At 38.9% G+C, this 19,536-nt stretch carries 15 protein-coding genes, 2 tRNA genes, 1 pseudogene and 1 CRISPR repeat array; of the genes and pseudogenes, 10 read left to right on the top strand and 8 right to left on the bottom strand.

Annotation, left to right across the window (positions count from 1 at the left end; all coding sequences use genetic code 11):
• Positions 1–5: 5 nt before the first annotated feature.
• The 3 genes from FJR04_RS20655 to FJR04_RS20645 form a co-directional block, all read right to left on the bottom strand.
• Complete coding sequence (locus FJR04_RS20655) at positions 6–1,382, bottom strand: hypothetical protein (protein WP_168498279.1); 1,377 nt, start codon at positions 1,380–1,382, stop codon at positions 6–8.
• A 205-nt stretch (positions 1,383–1,587) separates the two neighbouring features.
• Positions 1,588–1,758 (bottom strand): photosystem II assembly protein Psb34, encoded by a 171-nt coding sequence (gene psb34 / locus FJR04_RS20650; RefSeq protein WP_168498277.1) that lies wholly within the window; start codon positions 1,756–1,758, stop codon positions 1,588–1,590.
• 486 nt (positions 1,759–2,244) lie between these two features.
• Positions 2,245–2,317 (bottom strand) — tRNA-Val (locus FJR04_RS20645).
• Positions 2,318–2,451: 134 nt separating this feature from the next.
• Between FJR04_RS20645 and FJR04_RS20640 the strand changes: the two genes are divergently transcribed.
• Together FJR04_RS20640 and mazG are read left to right on the top strand one after the other, a co-directional pair.
• The gene (locus FJR04_RS20640) at positions 2,452–3,036 is read left to right on the top strand and encodes a metal-binding protein (RefSeq protein ID WP_168498275.1); all 585 of its coding nucleotides are present in this window, start codon (positions 2,452–2,454) and stop codon (positions 3,034–3,036) included.
• A gap of 16 nt (positions 3,037–3,052) precedes the next feature.
• A complete protein-coding gene (gene mazG, locus FJR04_RS20635) occupies positions 3,053–3,853 on the top strand; it encodes a nucleoside triphosphate pyrophosphohydrolase (protein WP_168498272.1) in 801 nt (266 codons plus the stop codon).
• Between the two features lie 244 nt (positions 3,854–4,097).
• Here the strand turns inward: mazG and FJR04_RS20630 are convergent, their stop codons facing one another.
• A complete protein-coding gene (locus FJR04_RS20630) occupies positions 4,098–6,095 on the bottom strand; it encodes a zinc metalloprotease HtpX (RefSeq protein WP_168498270.1) in 1,998 nt (665 codons plus the stop codon).
• 153 nt (positions 6,096–6,248) lie between these two features.
• Here FJR04_RS20630 and FJR04_RS20625 point away from each other — a divergent pair, with 153 nt between their 5' ends.
• Complete coding sequence (locus FJR04_RS20625; protein WP_168498268.1) at positions 6,249–7,544, top strand: glutamate-5-semialdehyde dehydrogenase; 1,296 nt, start codon at positions 6,249–6,251, stop codon at positions 7,542–7,544.
• A gap of 140 nt (positions 7,545–7,684) precedes the next feature.
• Here FJR04_RS20625 and FJR04_RS20620 read toward each other — a convergent pair whose 3' ends face one another.
• The 3 genes from FJR04_RS20620 to FJR04_RS20610 form a co-directional block, all read right to left on the bottom strand.
• Positions 7,685–8,524: a DNA-formamidopyrimidine glycosylase gene (locus FJR04_RS20620; protein WP_168498266.1), complete on the bottom strand. Its 840-nt coding sequence runs from the start codon at positions 8,522–8,524 to the stop codon at positions 7,685–7,687.
• A gap of 112 nt (positions 8,525–8,636) precedes the next feature.
• A complete protein-coding gene (locus tag FJR04_RS20615) occupies positions 8,637–8,852 on the bottom strand; it encodes a photosystem I reaction center subunit IV (RefSeq protein WP_168498264.1) in 216 nt (71 codons plus the stop codon).
• A 206-nt stretch (positions 8,853–9,058) separates the two neighbouring features.
• Positions 9,059–9,643 (bottom strand): PAP/fibrillin family protein, encoded by a 585-nt coding sequence (locus FJR04_RS20610; protein WP_168498262.1) that lies wholly within the window; start codon positions 9,641–9,643, stop codon positions 9,059–9,061.
• Positions 9,644–9,881: 238 nt separating this feature from the next.
• On the opposite strand from FJR04_RS20610, the gene FJR04_RS20605 reads away from it, so the two are divergent.
• Positions 9,882–10,121 (top strand): DUF3134 domain-containing protein, encoded by a 240-nt coding sequence (locus FJR04_RS20605; protein WP_168498260.1) that lies wholly within the window; start codon positions 9,882–9,884, stop codon positions 10,119–10,121.
• An 89-nt stretch (positions 10,122–10,210) separates the two neighbouring features.
• A complete protein-coding gene (gene mraY / locus FJR04_RS20600) occupies positions 10,211–11,311 on the top strand; it encodes a phospho-N-acetylmuramoyl-pentapeptide-transferase (protein ID WP_168498258.1) in 1,101 nt (366 codons plus the stop codon).
• A 406-nt stretch (positions 11,312–11,717) separates the two neighbouring features.
• On the opposite strand, the gene FJR04_RS20595 is transcribed toward mraY, so the two are convergent.
• Entirely contained in the window at positions 11,718–11,921 is a 204-nt protein-coding gene (locus FJR04_RS20595) for a hypothetical protein (RefSeq protein ID WP_168498256.1), read from the bottom strand.
• Positions 11,922–12,837: 916 nt separating this feature from the next.
• Between FJR04_RS20595 and tatC the strand changes: the two genes are divergently transcribed.
• The 5 genes and pseudogenes from tatC to FJR04_RS20570 form a co-directional block, all read left to right on the top strand.
• A complete protein-coding gene (gene tatC / locus FJR04_RS20590) occupies positions 12,838–13,632 on the top strand; it encodes a twin-arginine translocase subunit TatC (protein ID WP_168498255.1) in 795 nt (264 codons plus the stop codon).
• A gap of 326 nt (positions 13,633–13,958) precedes the next feature.
• A complete protein-coding gene (pdhA, locus tag FJR04_RS20585; protein ID WP_168498254.1) occupies positions 13,959–14,996 on the top strand; it encodes a pyruvate dehydrogenase (acetyl-transferring) E1 component subunit alpha in 1,038 nt (345 codons plus the stop codon).
• Positions 14,997–15,468: 472 nt separating this feature from the next.
• A CRISPR array of direct repeats spans positions 15,469–15,869; the repeat unit is 36 nt; unit sequence CTTTCTAAACCCACTTCCCCGCAAGGGGATGGAAAC.
• A 205-nt stretch (positions 15,870–16,074) separates the two neighbouring features.
• Positions 16,075–16,944, top strand: coding sequence for an aldose epimerase (locus FJR04_RS20580; RefSeq protein ID WP_168498253.1), 870 nt, complete (start codon positions 16,075–16,077; stop codon positions 16,942–16,944).
• A gap of 60 nt (positions 16,945–17,004) precedes the next feature.
• Positions 17,005–17,076: transfer RNA gene (locus FJR04_RS20575), tRNA-Lys, on the top strand.
• A gap of 480 nt (positions 17,077–17,556) precedes the next feature.
• Positions 17,557–19,536, top strand: a pseudogene (locus FJR04_RS20570) (ATP-dependent helicase); the annotation flags it as partial.

Here is a 19,536-nt window from a genome sequence, read left to right as displayed (position 1 = left end):
ACCTTTTATGAAGGACATTTTCGACGGAATTCTACATACTTCTTTTTGAGGACATCAATTGGCGATCTCTGCTTACTTTCAAAGATATTAACCATTAACGATATATCCTCATCTGTAAGTGTGATGATACATCGTCTTTGACCAGACCATAAATCAACAGTATTGCTAAACATCGCTTTAGAAAGAGGATTTCTTGTAACAAGAATACCAAATTTACCAAGTCCAGAATCAAGATATCTGTTAAGTTGGTTAATATGTTCACTCTCAACTGCCTTCACATTTTTTAATTCAAATACAAGTTGTCTATTACCATAGACTTGATAAATTTCTTCAAGAAAATCTATTGACCGATTATTGTAGAAGATAAGGTCTCTAATCAGTCTTCCAGAATCTGTACGACTTTGCTCGGCTGCAAAATCAAGGTCTGGATAAAGAAGCGATGCAAGCAGTTGACAGATATTCTTTTCGTACTGAATGTCTGCCTGATCTTCTTTTCCCGTAGGCAGTTTTTGTATTTCAGTTAATTTCCTTGTGGCGGAAAGAATAGGTATCTGTTTAAAGAGAGGATCATTTTTACAGTCTTCCTGAGTTCGTTCTTTTACCTTGATATATTCCTGCACAACGCCATAATTTTCCCGGTTGAAGTTTAAAACTTTAACACGTTCCTCCGTTTCTCCAGGGTTGAAAATTTCATCACGAGGGCAATATTCCTTAAAATAGTCCTCAAAGTTTATCCACGGAGAGAATTTTAGCCATCTTTTAGGAACAAAAATTAAAGGTTCTTTAGTTTCAGGATTCACAGGTAATGTGATTTCTGAATCTAGAATAAATGAATTTTTGCGGTATTCATATAGTGTAGAAATATTAGTTTTATCTAGTGGTATTCCTACTTCTTCACATTGTTGTATAGTATAGTCTATTAAAAATGATTTGATAAAGTTACAGGAAATATCACTAATACGATCTTTAGAGATTCCATCTACATAAAACTGTATTTCTTCAAAGTGGACGAAGCCATATTTACCATACTCTGGAATTTTTTGGAATATAGAGATAATCTCATCTGCTTTGTTAGCACTAATCCTGACACCTTTTCGGTTTTTTGACAAACCAAGTCCCACTTCTTGGCACTCAGACGCAATAATCAGGTTGTTTCGCGCCTCATCTACTTTGCCTTTCTGAACAAGAAAATTTAGGTGGTTAAAGGCATTAATGAGAGTGGTATGAAGTGCCTGGTCTTGTAATGAGGGAGACTTCCATAAAAGAAAAGGGTCAACATAGAGGGGAATATCTTCATCTAGAAATGCTATGGCAAAATCTAACTGTGCTTGGGTTGCTGTGATGTCGTAGAAATCAGTTATTCTAGGTCGAATGAGAACCATTTGCTATTTTTGACTAAGTATATCTAATTGTACTGTCTCTGATTCCCAAGTAGAATCGGGGAATGCAATTTAGATGGTAGAGCCTTTTACTAGTGTGAAAATATACTAGCTGTGATTTCGCAAAAAAAAACCCCGGCGAAACTGACCGGAGTTAATTAGGAGAAATATGAATGACGATTAGATACAAATACCGAAGCTGAGAATTTTAGCTAACCCCCAAAGCAATTAGAACTATAGAAGTTAAAAATAATACTGCTACTGCACCTTGGAAGGCGTAGCGGCGTTGTTGCGCTTTTGTAGGAAATTCGGCGTAATAAAGTTTGGCTTCGGGAGCGTAGTTATTGAGAATGCCTTCTTCGTTAACGGTAGTATACATAATGTTTTTTTTGTTTTGTTACCTTATGTAAACTAATATAACAAGATTGTTACGAAGTGTCAAGAGGAATTGACAAAAAATAGTAAATAGTTGTAATAAGACTTTGATAATTGACAGATGAAGAAGGTGACAGGTAATAGGGAAGATAAGCATCAGCATTCGGTGTAGATATGAAGCATTCAGTGTAAGAGTGAAGCATTCGGTGTAAGGGCGAAGCATTCGGAAAATAAACTTGGGAAAAAACCGATAATTTATCGCCCGAATGCTTCGCCCCTACTTGGGAAGAAACCGATAATTTATCGCCCCTACGACTCCTGACTCCTAATAGACTTTCTCCGCAAACCCTATATAAATAAAACCCACTTACGCGATTTTCCAGAAGGGGAGTTAGCGCAAATGGGTTATTGAAATTTAGCTACATAAAGTTTTAGCGGTTCACAATGAAAATTGCGAACCGCTTTATAAAAACTTATTGCTTCTTTTAAATGGGCAGTACCAGACTCGAACTGATGACATCCTGCTTGTAAGGCAGGCGCTCTACCAACTGAGCTAACCGCCCGTTTGTTTCACTTAATTAATATAACATAGCCTTTTCAAATTTTGCAAGGGGTTTGGGAAAAAACTTTTTCAGGCTGGAGGGAGGTTGTCAGCTATACTTACTCAGGATTCAATTTTGACTTTTGACTTGTAAATATGCCCTCTGGTCAAACACACGATCGCATTACTATTTGGTCTATGCCTTGGGTAGCGGGTATAACCTTAGTTTCCACTCGCAGCAGTAACATGACTTTGTTGGTAGCGGGTGGATATATGTTTGGGGGGTTGATGTTTGGACCCGACTTGGATATTTATTCCCGTCAATTTCAGCGTTGGGGGTTTCTGCGGTGGATTTGGCTACCTTATCAAAAAAGTCTGCGACATCGGTCTTTTTTATCCCATGGTCCAATTATTGGCACGACTTTAAGAGTAGTGTATCTCACGACTTTTTTGGCATTTGTGGTAATTGTGGCTGTGATGATTTTCGCCAAGTTGGGAAATGTGACTTGGAACTGGGGGGAAGTGTGGGGGACAGTGGGGAAGACTATCTATATATATTATGGAGAATTTTTTGCCCTATTTATTGGCTGTGAACTGGGTGCAATGAGTCATTCTCTCAGCGATTGGACTGGTTCTGCTTATAAGCGATTTCAAAAACAGGGTATTCAAGGTTTGCTTCCCCGTGGCAAAATTAAAAAACGTAAAGTTACCCGCAGTCGTCGCAGTGTGAAGAAGCGATAAAAAATCCAGAGGTTTTATGGAAGTTAATCAGACTTTGCTGGCGTTACAAGAATTAATAGATGTAGTGGCGAAATTGCGATCGCCTGAAGGTTGTCCTTGGGATTTGGCACAAACACCCCAAAGTCTTACACCTTATGTGATTGAGGAAGCCTATGAAGTGGTAGACGCAATTCAAACAGGAGATAAAAAGGCGATCGCAGAAGAATTAGGTGATTTATTATTACAAGTAGTATTACAAGCACAAATTGCCAACGAGTCCGGAGATTTTTCCCTCCAAGAAGTCGCTGAGGGTATTTCTCAAAAGTTAATTCGTCGTCATCCTCATGTATTTGGTGATGTGACTGTACAAAATATTGATGAAGTGCGACAAAATTGGGAAACCATCAAAGCAGCAGAAAAAGGAGAAACAGTAGAAGACCAAAAACTCACTGATAAACTTAATCGTTATCGGCGGAGTTTGCCTCCCTTAAATGCGGCGATGAAAATTTCCCAAAAAGCTGCTAGTGTTGGTTTTGAGTGGAATAATGTTGATGAAGTTTGGGGAAAATTTCATGAAGAGTTAGGAGAATTTCAAGCAGCTTTAGCTGAAGAAACTCAAGAAAGACAAGAATCAGAATTAGGTGATTTGCTATTTGCAATTATTCAAGTTGCTAGATGGCATAATCTTGATCCGAGTGCAGGTTTACAAGGTACAAGCCAAAGATTTATCCACCGATTACAAAAAATGGAAGATGTGATTGAACGTCCGTTTACAGATTATAGTGTGGAAGAATTAGATGCACTTTGGCAACAGGCTAAAGCCAAACTAGGTCATTAGGTTAATAATTGACAATTGATAATTGACAATTGACAATTCAATACTTGTCCGTTAATCTGGATAATTTATTTCTTGGAAGTCCCTTTACAACGGTTGGTTGGGTTTTGCTGTCGCTTAACCCAACCTACAAAAAATACAAAAACGAGGTCATTAGTTCAATAATTGACAATTGACAATTGACAATTGATAATTAATAAAAAAGAGGCAGTTTTTAACTACCTCTAAAAAAATCAAATTGGTAAAATTAATTGTTGTTCAAAAAGACAGTTAATGCGACTCCTAGAATAATGAATCCGCCACCCATAATGAATGACCAAAAACGGTGATAACTATGGACAAAAGTGCCATTTTCTCCTTCTAGTTGGATTAAATCCATCCAAGGCATAATTCCCCGGCGAAACCAGCCAATAGTCCCTACTTTTTGACCAATTAGGCTTTCTACTCGTTTCATCCCAAACAGAAAATTACCAATTGGACCAAAACGGGAAGCATAGCGTAAATAAAGCATTCCGCTAGGATCTTGGAGTTTTAAATCAGAACCAAATTTATAACCAGCATCACCCCGGCCAATTAATTCCCCTTCTAAATTGGCAGGTTGTCCCCGCAACGGACTAGCATAAGGGTCTGACATTAAAGTGAGAATATCTGTACTAACGGCTTTGCTGTAGTCAGGGAACATCACCAAGGCTTTAATGACAATTCCGATTCCTAAACCTACTAATGGCATACCTAGTATTAAGCCAGAGTTGTCTGAAGCTGATAACATGAAGAAACCGATAATCAAACCACCAATAAAGCCAATGGTTTCTGCACCATAAAGAACGATATCTAAGAAGAAGTTACCGTAAAGTTTTGTTTTATCAAGGGTTTTACCTTCACCCATAACTCGCCCCATATCAAATTCAGTAGGTAAACCTAGTTGTTCTGAGTATGTGCTGAGGGCGCGGACTCGTTTACCTGTAAGGGGATGAGTAGAATTTAATTCCATCCACCAACCCCAAGGGTTGAACATATCCCACAAAAAGACGCGACCAACTTTTTGCGGATCTGAAGAAATGCGGTAAGCTGTACCTGTAGAAGCTGCGGCTTTGTGGTCGTAAATTCCTAAAGCGCGAGTCCCTTCAATTAAACGGCTGGGTTCTTGGGCGCGTGAACCTTCTTCGACAATCCCATAGGCAATTTTGACTAAGGCGCGAGATAATCCGTTGGGATTACCTGTGGTTTCAGCGGCGAAATGATCTGCAAAATATTCTCTGGTTCGGGAAAGATATAACAGCAGATATGTACCGATAACATAAAAGATATATGCAACAAAACCGGCAGTTTCTAACGCATCTTTAACTTTATTGTCGCCACCGCCACGGGTAAATCTTCGGGCTGTGCTGTAAACTAGGTAGCAAATTTGCACTAAAGTAGAAGCTACGGTCATGACAGCAAAGTCCCAATGGACGATGTGACCTAATTCATGGGCGTAAACGGTAGCGACTTCATCATCATCTAAGTAAGTAAAAAGTCCTTGACTGACGACTAACCGGGCGCTGTTAGGTAAAGAACCATAGGTAAAAGCGGTGGGGTTTTGGTCGTCAATTATTCCTAGTCTGGGGGTGGTGATGTTTTTTTGTTGACAGACTTGGCGGATGATTTTTGCTGTTTCTGGGCTGAGGTTTTCAATTTCTGCTAAGTTCACCCAACGAGTCTGGTAAAGCCACTTTTGGCTTAAGTCCATGAGGAGGGGAGAGAAGAAAAAAGCAGCGAGATTGAATACTAAGGTAATACCAATAGCGATCGCTAGTCCAGTCCCAGGATCGCTGCTGTTAGTAATTAAGACTACACTTAAACCTAAAACAAAAACCATGCCAAATAGCAAGGCTATGGTGACACCAGATGCTAGGGTTAAACTACCACCTACTCCCCCCATAGCTAAACTTACCCCCGTGGTAACAGCCCTTCCAGCCTTGGGAAATTTACGAGACTCAGTTTCCGGTTGTGGTAGCGGGGTAGGACGATTTCCTCTAGCCCATTCTTGGACTTTTTGGTTAGGACTATTAATTAACTTTTGCCACAAAATTGTCGCTTCTTCAAGGTCTCCTATGGCTTGATAGGCTTTGACTAGCCACATTTGGGAAGTCAGGTAATCTGGAGAATTTAGTTCTATGGAATTCTGGGAGAATTCTTCTAGAAGATAAATTGCTTCTTCATAGCGCCCTTGATTAAAAGCATCTAACCCTGATTGCAATGACATATAATCTCCGTGATCAAAATGTGAGATTTTTATCTATCAATACTCAATGTATACTGCATTTGTCATCAGAATTTTGCAAAAGTTATTACTACGAAAATTATTGATAGGATAAAAAGTAAATGTTTTTAAATTAGCCTACTGTTATTTTTAACTATGCAAAGTGCTTCTGCGTTAATTCAAATTGCCCAACAAACCCGTCAAGCTGCTAGTAAGTTGGCACTGCTGGCGACTGAGGAGAAAAATCAAGCTATTGAAGCGATCGCTCTGGCTTTAGAATCAGCTAAGGATGATATTCTCCAAGCAAATATAGCTGATTGTCAAATAGCCACGACAGAAGGAATTACCAAACCCCTTTATAAACGGTTGCAGTTAGATGAACATAAATTAAGAGATGCGATCGCTGGTGTGCGAGATGTTGGTAAGCTAGATGATCCTGTGGGTAATGTACAAATTCACCGGGAAATTGACACTGGTTTAATTCTCAAACGCATTACTTGTCCTTTGGGTGTTTTAGGGATCATTTTTGAAGCCCGTCCCGAAGCCGCAATTCAAATTGTTTCTTTAGCAATTAAATCAGGTAATGGTGTCATTCTCAAAGGTGGTAAAGAAGCTTTACATTCTTGTGAAGCGATAGTCAAAGCCATTAAAAAAGGATTGGCTAATACTAATGTTAACCCAGATGCAGTGCAATTGTTAACCACCAGAGCAGAAATATTAGAACTTTTGCAATTAGATAAATATGTAGATTTAATTATTCCCAGAGGTTCTAATGCTTTTGTGAAATTTGTTCAAGATAATACCCGCATTCCCGTATTAGGTCATGCCGATGGAATTTGTCATCTTTATATAGATGAAGCCGCTGATATTGCTAAAGCTATTAGTATTACTGTAGATTCTAAAACTCAATATCCCGCTGCTTGTAATGCCATTGAAACCTTACTAATTCACAGTAGCATTGCTGCCCAATTTCTCCCACAAATTGCCACTGCTTTACAAACTCAAAATGTAGAATTAAGAGGTGATGAACGCACTTTAAAAATTTTACCTAATATTGTCGCTGCCAAAGCAACAGACTGGGAAACAGAATACAGCGATTTAATTTTAGCAATTAAAATAGTTGATTCTTTAACAGAAGCAATATCCCATATTGACAATTATGGTTCTCGGCATACAGAAGCAATTATTACTGAAGATATCACAGCCGCAGAAACTTTCCAAGGCTTAGTAAATGCAGCAGGAGTTTATCATAATTGTTCTACCCGATTTGCTGATGGTTTCCGCTATGGTTTTGGTGCAGAAGTGGGAATTAGTACCCAACAAATGCCACCTCGTGGACCAGTTGGTTTAGAGGGTTTGATTACATATAAATATCAAATGTCTGGTAATGGACATATTGTGACTACCTACACAGGTGCAAATGCAAAATCATTTACTCATCGTGATATTTAAAGATTAGGGGTGATTTGTCAGTTGTCAGTTGTCAGTTGTCCGTTGTCCGTTGTCAGTAGAAAACATATTCTCTCTCCCCCCCCTGCCCCCTGCCCCTCTGCTCCCCTGCTCCCTTGCTCCTTTGCTCCTTCCCAGACTACTTAACTTTGACATTGAGAACAAAAATGACTAGAACGCCCACCTAACTTAATTCGCTGGATGACATTACCACAAACTTTGCAAGGTTGTCCAGTTCGGTTATAAACCCAGGCTTCACCGCCATAATTACCATTAACGCCTTTAACACTGAGAAAATTACTAAAAGTTGTGCCACCTACAGCAATACTCGCTGATAAAACTTCAATAATTGCAGTTCGTAAAAGTTCGATTTGGGGAAGTTGTAATTCTGTACAGAGAGTTGTGGGTAAAATACCACTTTTAAACAAAGCCTCATCAGCATAAATATTACCTAATCCTGCCACCACTGACTGATCTAACAACCCAGTTTTAATGGGACGACGGGATTTTTTTAATTTCTCGGACAAATACTCAACAGTGAATTCTGGAGAAAATGGGTCAACTGCCAATTTTGCCAAACCTGTAATAATACTTTCCACAGCGACACCAGCAGGAACATACCACATTTGTCCGAAAGTGCGTTGGTCAACAAAGCGTAATTCTTGCTTTTCCCCAAAAAATAACCTCACTCTCGTGTGTTTGTGTAAAGGTTCATTTTGGTTTAACCACAATAATTGACCAGTCATGCGGAGGTGAACCCCTAAATAACCAGAGGAAGGAGAAGAAAGTTCAGCGAGGAGATATTTACCACAACGATGCCAGGTAGCAATGGTATTTCCTAGAATTTTATCAATAAATTCACCAACAGAAAACGGGTAGGCGATAGTGCGTTGTAGCAACACATCTCCTCCCGTGATTTCTTGATTTAGGGTTAATTGATTTAAACCCCTGCGGACTGTTTCAACTTCAGGCAGTTCAGGCATTCAAGCAAATAATATGGTTAGGGGAAGCTATGGTCAGACATAGAAAATGTGCAAGATATTCACCTTGACATTCCTATTTTCCCATAAAACAATCCCCTTGGCGCTTGGCTGTTTACTTTGCTGCTGCTTTAGGTTTAGGTGCTTGCACCTCGATTAACTCATCTACAGCAAAGTTATTTGTGTTAATACCGGAGTAGTTAACTTTCTCAAACCGGACAATTACAGGGTATTTGATGCCGCTTTTGTCAACAGAAACCACTGTGCCAAGATCCTGATTCCAGTAGGATTCAGGGCGGAGAACACGTACTATAGAACCACGTTGAACCATGTTGTATCTTCCCTTTTGAAGTATGAGTTGCCGTTAAAGTAGGGCTGATTGTTTTTACTTTACAACCTGGAGGTATGAGCTTGTGGTTTTGTTAAGTTATTTGTCATGTTAGTTTGTGTCATGGGGTGATTAATTTTCCCAATTCCCCCTTGACAAAGTACCCATATTAGAGTAATTTCATTCGCAAACACTTCTTGCAAAAGGTTTTATGTTTTACTTAATACAAAAACGCTACCTTCGTTACCTCTACCAATCCGGAGATCATCATCTATATAAGTAATGTCTAACCAGCCCTGTTGTTTTTCACTCTGAATGGGAAAATCAAAGGCTGTAAATTTTTTGCCCGACTCAATTTGTTGAATAAACTCTCCTGGTGATGTATAGCTAATTAGACGTTGTAAACCAATAATAGAACGTTGAAATTTAACTTGCACACGCCGCTCTGAAACTGGTTCAAATTTAGCAGCGACACTAACTAATCCTTCTAAGGAAGGAACGCCATAAATCTCAGCTATGTTATATACACTGTTAGTTTCTACCCGAATACATTGGTAAATTTGACCAAGTTTACAAAAAGGTAGACGATCTATGTTTAATAGAGCTTTACTTGTGGTGTATAGTAGTCGCCAGTTGCCTTCTAGGAGATGACTCGCTGCTAATGGACGTGGTGTAGGATTAAAGTCTTCAAGGTTGGCGATCGCTGCTAAAATAGCTTGTTGTTGTCCTACATTTGCTAACAAACCGCGATTTGTGCCGGCAATTATATCTGTGAGAGTTGATTTGCCTATCATTGCCCTTTACCTCAAGAATTTGCATGATGAAATAGCATTAATGAAATAGTAATGTTTTTGTCTATAACCATTCAACTCATTAATAATGCCTTTTTGGCTACAATTCCCCAATTAAATGAAAATTTTGTTTAATTCGGATTAAGCGATTAAAGACTTGAATGAAGGAATAAATTAACTCGTATCAAATGATAGACTCTTAATGTCTAGTTAGATCAACCCTTGTGAGTCTTTAGTTAATATGTTAGATTCTCCCCTCCGTGAAGCACCCCGTAACCAGCGAGCAGCGGTTATTCCCTTAAAACAAGAGTCCTCAATGTTGGACTGGTTACGGCAGGGTGGCCGACTCATAGCCCGTGATGTCCAAGAAACAGATTCGCGGGAAGATGTAGAAGTAATATCTGATTTTCTGGGCGCAGATGACGGAATTGGTGATATTGATTATGATGACGACGATGATGTAGCTATTGAAGAAGACTAGCTGATAGTATTTTGGGAACTAGTGACTAAAAATAGTTTCTACTATTTTATTTAGGTTTTTTTAAGTGTGGAGTGAAGGAAATTTTTCTTGTGGACGCTAAATTATCCCCTAACCAAAGTTTGAATTTTTCTGGAATTGGGTTAGCCTCAATGCTGGCCATGCTACTGACAACAACAGCCTTGATTTTCGATGGAATGGGTAACAGGACTCCCTGGCATACGACATCCCTAACCCTACCTTTTCTATTGTCTGCTGTGGGTGTAACCATTCTTGGACAGTGGGTAATACCCATCTTACAAGCACTCAAAACTGGACAAATTATCCGGGAAGATGGACCCCAAGCCCACCTAAAAAAAGCTGGGACACCAACTATGGGTGGTATTTTTTTCATCCCTGTAGCGGTTGTAATAGCTTGCATATTATCTAACTTTTCTGAAAATGTAGTTGCCGTTTCTGCTTTAACACTGAGTTACGGATTAATTGGCTGGTTAGACGACTGGCAAATTCTGCGTCGTAAGTCCAATAAAGGCATCTCTCCTAAAATGAAGTTAGCTTTGCAAGTTATCTTTGGGGCGATGTTTTGCCTATGGTTGATGTTTAAAGGTGATTTTAGTATAACCAATATCTATTTACCTTGGGTAGGTTTATCCTTACCTTTAGGACTGCTATTTTGGCCTGTAGCGGGTTTTGTCCTAGTGGCAGAGAGCAATGCTACTAATTTAACAGATGGAATTGATGGTTTAGCAGCGGGAACAGTAGCGATCGCTATTTTCGCATTAGGTGTCGTCATTGCTCCTAATTCACCCGACTTAATGGTTTTCTGTGCTGCTGTCAGTGGTAGTTGTTTAGGATTTTTAGTCTATAACCGTAACCCAGCTAGTGTTTTCATGGGTGACACTGGTTCTTTAGCCCTTGGCGGTGCTTTAGCCGCTGTCGCACTACTCACTAATACTTTAGTTATACTATTCATCCTCAGCGGGATTTTCTTTGTAGAAACCCTCTCTGTCATGGCACAAGTTAGCTATTATAAAGCTACCAAAGGACCAGATGGCAAAGGCAAGCGATTATTTAAAATGGCACCTTTACATCATCATTTAGAATTAACTGGTTGGTCAGAATTGCAAGTAGTCGCAGTTTTTTATATCATCGCCGCTTTTTTAGCTTCTCTTTGTTTAATAGGCATAAAATAATCAGCGTTTGCGAAAAAAGTCGTAGGGGCGCAGGGGCTGCGCCCAGTCAAGAGTCAGCAGTCAGGACTATGGCTAACGCCACGCTACGCTATCAACAAGCCCTAATTAAATTCATAAAGTACAAAAAACAACCCCCAAAACTGGAGGTTATTTTTTTTGGCATTAACGAATTTAGGCGTTGCTGATTGAATGTATGAATTAGCCTCACGCAAAGGCGCAAAGGCGCAAAGAATTAAGAGTTAAAGAAATCTAATTTTTAAATTTCATACTCTGATTCAGCAACGCCCTAAATTATTTTGGATATCTGCAATACTTATTTTCCCCGTCTTAATTTAGACGAAGTTACTAAATTGTCAGTAAATAAAGTGAAAACAAAACATGACCAACACTGCGCTATCAAAGCACCTTAATCCCGACAATTACCTCGACGAAGACAATCCCCCGTTTGATCATCTCTAGCAGACACATTAGCCACTAATTGCAATTGAGCATCATTGACGCTATTTAGTTGAGTATTGCTTACGGACAGCTTATTACCTGCAAAACAAGCACTGGAATTGCACAGATAAACTGACAATACCATTAGTCCCAAACCAATTGTTTTCTTCATATAGACATTCAACTCAGATTGATGATTGCATAATCAGCAACGTCATCTTGATCAACTTTGAAAACCTATTAATCGGCTAATAGTTCTAAAAATTGCCAGAAAAATTCTGTCTGTAGTATCAAATTAGACACTACAAAGGATGCAATTTTCAGGTGCATTAGTCTATCCCTGTCTGTTTAAGGTCAGAGTAAATCTAGATTATTCCTGGGTTATATCCCTGGTACACCTTTGATTTATCCGTACATGAGACAAACAAGCAGTTGTTTTCATTTATTCACAGATCAAAATCAGATCCATGATTGCTAACCTCACTCTTACCCCCCTGGCAGAGTTAATTTAGCCACAAGATAACGTTCTTTATACCTATGCAAATGTAATGAGCAACCAACCGGACAAAAATATTTTTTTCGATAATAAATAAACATGAGTACCATAGATAAATACGTAAAGCTTTGTAATATATAATACTTGTGCTTATGGGAGTTAAAATATAGAATATTTCCCCAATCGCATATTAAATAAGCCTTAACAAGCGATAAAGCCAATTGATATTTCATAATATTAAATTATAACTGTAATAGTTAATACTGATTAATTAATCAAGAACAATTTAGTGGTTTAGTAAACAATAGTAATAATTAATACTTTTAATAAAATAAATTAAAAATGCAACTTTAAAAATAGAGATAAAAATATTACCAAGAATTAATGTAACTTGGATCAGGATGTGAACTAAAATTTTGTATTAAAAAATCATGTGTTTGAGTAAGCAGTAATCATGTTTGGTCATAAGCGCAAAAGTGAAAAAATAATAAACAAAATCTAGGAAGCTAGTAAAAACCTCTCTTGGTAGTCACCGACCCAGATAAAATAGTTAACGAAGATTGCCTAACAAATGTTTCCTAATAACTGAATCATGACCTCTTCACAAGACTTAGATCAAATAAAATCCCTCGATTTAGATCCAGAAACGTCCGGTGAACCCTCTATTAACCCGCTGGATGAATTACCAGGTGAAGTGGAAATGTCCATTTTTGACCACCTGGAGGAGTTACGACAAAGAATTTTCTATTCCCTCATTGTGGTGGGGGTGGGTGTTATTGGTTGTTTTATCGTAGTTAAACCCCTAGTGCAGTTATTAGAAGTTCCTGCTCAAGGAGTTAAATTTCTGCAATTAGCTCCAGGAGAATTTTTCTTTGTCTCCATGAAAGTTGCAGCTTACAGTGGTTTAATGCTGGCTACTCCCTTCATTCTCTACCAAATTATCCAGTTTGTACTTCCTGGACTCACCATACGGGAACGTCGGTTGTTAATCCCTGTAGTCTTGGGGTCAAGTGTACTATTTGTAGCGGGGTTGGCATTTGCTTATGTTGCACTCATCCCGGCTGCTTTACAATTCTTCATTAATTACGGTGCTGATGTTGTTGAGCAAATTTGGTCAATTGATAAGTATTTTGAATTTGTGCTGTTATTGTTATTCACCACAGGATTAGCATTTCAAGTTCCGGTTATTCAATTATTGCTGGCTACTTTAGGGATTGTCTCTTCACAAACCATGTTAAAAGGTTGGCGCTATGTGATTATGGCAGCAGTAGTTTTGGGAGCGGTGCTTACACCTTCTACTGATCCTCTCACCCAAAGTCTTTTAGCTGGTGCTGTTTTAGGATTATACTTTGGTGGGATTGGACTGGTAAAACTCACAGGTAAATGAATAACATTTAATTTTATTTCGCGCCATCTCTCTTAGAGATCCCAAAAGGTAGACGCAAAGGAGCAAAGACGCAAAGGAATAAAGGAAAAAAGAGATTTATTCAATATTTGCTTTAAATACATGAAAATTGCCGTAAGCGCGGGTGGAAAAAGGCAAACAGCAATTTAGGTTAATTGTTAATCGCTATGCAGAAAGCCAGTTATCCTCATTGCTATCCTATAAAATGAGGTTTGATAAATTAGTTTTGTCCACGCTGGCTGATTTATAGCTAACGTGATCCAAGACCCACTTAACTTTAAGTTTTACGATAAGGATAATTTACAAGCATGGTTCAAGAGCGCACGTTACCCGTATTTAATACTGCCACAGTCCAAATCACCAAAGAAGAAGGATTGGGCTTATACGAAGATATGACATTAGGCCGTTTCTTTGAAGATAAATGCGCCGAAATGTACTATAGAGGAAAAATGTTTGGTTTCGTCCACCTTTACAACGGACAAGAAGCCGTTTGTAGTGGCATTGTTAAAGGTGCAATGCGTCCCGGTGAAGACTTCGTTTCCAGTACCTACCGTGACCATGTTCATGCTTTAAGTGCCGGAGTCCCCGCACGAGAGGTCATGGCAGAATTATTTGGTAAAGCCACCGGTTGCAGTAAAGGCCGTGGTGGTTCAATGCATATGTTTTCTGCGGAACATCGTCTATTAGGTGGTTATGCTTTCGTTGCTGAAGGTATTCCTGTAGCTGCTGGTGCGGCTTTCCAATCTAAATACCGTCGGGAAGTTCTTCAAGACAAAAATGCTGACCAAGTAACGGCTTGCTTCTTTGGTGACGGTGCGGCTAACAACGGTCAATTTTTTGAGACATTGAATATGGCGGCTTTATGGAAACTGCCGATTCTTTTTGTGGTAGAAAATAATAAGTGGGCGATCGGTATGGCTCACGAACGGGCAACTTCCCAACCAGAAATTTACAAAAAAGCCAGTGTGTTTAACATGGTGGGTGTGGAAGTAGACGGAATGGATGTTTTAGCAGTGCGACAAGTGGCTCAAGAAGCCGTAGCTCGTGCTAGGGCTGGAGAAGGTCCAACTTTAATTGAAGCCATGACCTATCGCTTCCGGGGTCACTCTCTGGCTGATCCAGACGAACTCCGCAGCAAGGAAGAAAAGGATTTTTGGTTTGCTCGTGACCCCATTAAAAAGTTAGCTGCTTATTTGCTAGAACATGATCTAGCTACAGAAGCAGAACTCAAAGATATTGAAAAGAAAATTCAGGCTGTGATTGAGGACGCAGTTAAATTTGCTGAAAGCAGCCCTGAACCAGATCCTAGCGAGTTATATCGTTTCATTTTTGCTGAAGACGTATAAGCTGATAATTGATAATTGACAATTGACAATTATCAATTACGAATCATCAAATAAAATCATGTTTACCATGGACATTCAAGTAAGTAGGACTATTGCTTGTAGGGTGTGTTAGGGGATAATTCGGTAAATAAACTGATTGTCTCTAAGTGACGCACCTGGCAAGGTTTTTATTATTGTTTCTTGCTTACTGCTATAGTACAAATTCGATTCATTAAATCGAATTTATACAATAAAATTCTTGACTCTTCTAGTTGTTAAGTAGTAAACTTAGATTGGTGGGTTAAATTTTTTCGACACACCTCCCCCGAACCTTGAAAACTCTATAATTTCGTTGAAGTGTGTCGAAGTCTTGCACACTAAAGGTTTTAGCCTATAAAATTCGCCACTTTGTCGGAAAATTTTTCCATTTTTCTGAGGTGTATCGAAATGGGTATCTGAAACCCCTACCCAGTAAGCTTTCCAGAAGTGAACCCTTTCTAAACCCACTTCCCCGCAAGGGGATGGAAACAGTCTGAGCAATAGATGGGAAAATCGAAGCAAGAACTTTCTAAACCCACTTCCCCGCAAGGGGATGGAAACCCTCATAAACTTCTTTAATCGAGAGGGTGCTGGCAACTTTCTAAACCCACTTCCCCGCAAGGGGATGGAAACAATTTTTCATCTTGCAAACTAGCCCTGTATGCCATGACTTTCTAAACCCACTTCCCCGCAAGGGGATGGAAACACTGGCACGGCGAAGTACAGTTTATCTGCTAAAATTTCCTTTCTAAACCCACTTCCCCGCAAGGGGATGGAAACGGTGTTATTACATCGTTCATTTTGTGATCAAAAATGCGACTTTCTAAACCCACTTCCCCGCAAGGGGACGAAAAGTTTACTTGACAAAACCTATTTTTTGAAGGTTTGAGATTAAATGATCATGGTGGAATTTGTTGGCACGACAACCTACAATTGGGGAGAAAGGTAGAAAAATCGCAAGATGTAATCAAGAGTAAAATTGCCCAAAACCTCTTAACTATTGCCTGTTTCCTCCTAACTGTCCATAAGCACAAATCTCCACACCAATCTACTGACTATTATGTTCACCATTGACATTCAACAAGAACAATACAAAACCTACATCCTGTCTGATAAAACCGCTGGTTCACAGATAGAAGTTGTTCCAGAAAGAGGCGGTATCATCACTCGTTGGCGAATTAATGGTCAAGAAATATTCTATTTAGATACAGAACGCTTTACTCATGCTGATTTGAGTGTTCGGGGTGGTAATCCAATTTTGTTTCCTCTTTGCGGTAACTTACCTGATAATACTTACAGCATCGAGGGAAAACAGTATACTATTAAACAACATGGCTTTGCGCGGGAATTGCCTTGGACAGCAACAGAGCAAAAGACAGAAAATAACGCTAGTCTAACTGTAGTTCTCACCAGCAATGAGGAAACAAAGGCAGTTTATCCTTTTGATTTTCAATTGGCTTTTACCTACGAACTTCAAGGTAATACTTTAGTAGTGCGTCAGGAATATAAAAATCTGTCATCTACACCAATGCCATTTTCCGCTGGTTTCCATCCTTATTTTCTCTGTGGTGATAAGAATCAGCTAGAAGTGGAACTTCCTTCTAGTCAATATCAAGACAACAAAACCAAGGAATTTCACGCTTTTAACGGCAAGTTTGATTTTAATCAAGAGGAAATTGATTTTGCTTTTGGAGGATTAACCAGTAAATCTGCATCTGTGACAGATAACAGCCGCAAGTTGAAGTTAACTCTAGATTACGATGATTTCTCTACCTGGTTGGTGTTCTGGACTATTAAGGGCAAAGAATTCTACTGTCTAGAGCCTTGGAGCGCCACTCGCAATGCTTTCAACACTGGTGAAAATCTGACTGTGTTAGCACCAGGAGCTAGTTGTACGGCTTCTTTCCAGTTAACGGCAAATTTTTTCTAAAAACCCCTTGACAAGACTATGGCTGTTTGGTATATTGGGAAAGTTGGAAAAACAGCAAAAGGGTGGCTAACTCAACGGTAGAGTACTCGGCTTTTAACCGATTTGTTCCGGGTTCGAATCCCGGGCCACCCATTTTTAAGTTAGAGATGTTCTGTGGAGCATCTCTTTATTTTTTTTATTCACGCAGAGGCGCAGAGGCGCAAAGAGGGAAAGATGAGATTTTTAACTTTCATATTTCGATTCTGTAACGCCAAATGATACTATGGCAATAGTATTTGAATTTTGAAAAAATCTTAGTATTTGTAGGGTGCGTTAAGCAAGTCTTTAAGAGCTTTATGCAGCTTATTTGCTTTGGTGGCTCGGCTACGCTGCGCTAATAAAAATCAAATAGGATTCCTATAACTCCTATAAAATCTAAATTGAAACCTATACACAAAGCCTGTAGGGGCGTATCCCTAACGGGATTGGAAGCATCAGCATTCGGGCGATAAATTATCGGTTTTTTTCCAAGTAAGGGCGAAGCATTCGGGCGATAAATTATCGGTTTTTGTCTAAGGCTATTTTCCGAATGCTTCGCCCCTACAAATTCTGACTCTTGACTCCTGTTGTATTATGATTAATTTTAAACTTGATAACACCAAAGTACAAACACAACTCACTGAAAAATACTTTGAGTTACACCCTTCTGCACAAAAAATTATCCAATTGTTTTCGGTAATTTATGCACCAATAGATAAGAATTCATTTATAAGTTGTCTTAGTAAAACTGATATTTTAGATGAAAATAACAAACCTTGGGGGACTAAAACCCTGAGTCTGATAATTGATAAGTTGATAAAAGCAGGTTTGTTAGTTCAGGAAAACCGCAGCGGGGTTGAGTGTCATCCGTTACTCACAGAAATTGCTACTCGTCATGCTGTGGAAACTGAACAATTTGAAACATTAGTTATAGCCGTAGAAATCAAATTACCTATACACACTCACTGGAAACATGAATGTCGAATTTTCTATAATCTCCGTCAATGTATTAGGGAAATCCGCATTGGTTTTTATCGTCAAGATGTTAGTTTTATTAATAAGCAAATTGAAGATTATCGAAATTATAGTGATAGTGAAGAACCAATTGTTATAGAAAATATCTTCGAGCAGATATGCAATAACCCGTTTGATGAAACTTGGCTGAATACTCTACCAACGGAATTATATAGAATTAGTATATCAAGTATTCTCTTCAATTCAGTATTAAAATTGTCTAATTCTGAAGATGCCTTTATGCTCTTGGAAGAAAAATGTTATGAATCTGGAAAACATGGCTCAGATTATCTGCATTTGGTTTTGACAGAACAATTGCTGTTACGGGGTGATACTGAAGACGCACAAGATAGTTTGGGACGAATATCAGAAGAATATAAAAATAACGCTGCTATTGTTTGGGGTTGGTTGAGTTTTCTGCGGGGTGAAAATGAACAAGCTATTAAATATTATACAGATGCTCTAAAAATCCTGAAAAAAGCTATGGGTAAACGCCAAATATATTTTCATACAATTGGTGGTTTATTTTTTATTTTAGCATTGTTAAAAGATGGTTCAGCAGAACGCCTCAAAGAAGCAGAAGAGTATGCCACATTAATGTCCCGTCAATCAAATCATTGGCTCACATTTGTTTATGCCAGATTGAAAATGGTACTGCAAGTTCAGCAAGGTGATATTACTCAAAAAGAACTTATAGTAAGTGCCTATATTGCTTCGGTGGAAGAAGAAAATAGTTTACAAACATTGTTTTGTTCTTTGTGTCTTTATTGGATGGATGTTGAGATTGCAAAAAAACGCTTACCTAACATATTAGAACCATTATATCGGAGAGCGATCGCATCCGGTCATCACTGGTTGGCAATGGAAGCAGCAGAACTCCTCTCCCGACTTAAACCTAGTAGTAACTATAAACAACAGGCAGCAGCACTCCGAGAAGATAGCAGCATCCAAACCATAGTAGACCTCATTCAACCCCAAGCTGCTTGGGAAATGTGCCTTAATGCCCTAGCAAATCTCCAGAAACAACCACAAACACCCGGCAAACCAGAGTCAGAAATGCGGTTAGCATGGTTTATTACCTTCTATCCCAGTAGATGTGTTTTGCAACCAAAGGAACAAAAAGTTAATGCTAAGGGTGAGTGGAGTAAAGGTCGCCCCATTGCTATCAAGCGTCTGAGTAATAATTTGAGTGAATTTAACTACGTTACATCTCAAGATATGCGGGTCTGTAGTTGTATTGAGGCATATAATGATGGTGGTTATTACGGTAAAGTCGAGTATAACTTCAGTGAAAAAGCTATCTTAGCTTTAATTGGACACCCCGCAGTTTTTTGGGAAGATACTCCTAATATCCGCGTAGAAATAGTTAAAGGAGAACCAGAACTACTGGTGAAAAAAGAAAAACAAGGTCGTCTCACCTTGGAATTTTCGCCCAAATTACCAGAATCACAGAACATTCTGCATATTAAGGAAACCCCAACTCGGATCAAAGTTATTGAAATTAAAGCTGAACACAGACGCATTGCCGAGATTATTGGTAAAGATAACAAATTAAATGTG

It is taken from the genome of Anabaena sp. UHCC 0204, from assembly GCF_009711975.1.
GTDB lineage: Bacteria > Cyanobacteriota > Cyanobacteriia > Cyanobacteriales > Nostocaceae > Dolichospermum.
This window is presented reverse-complemented; position numbering and strand designations above follow the sequence as displayed.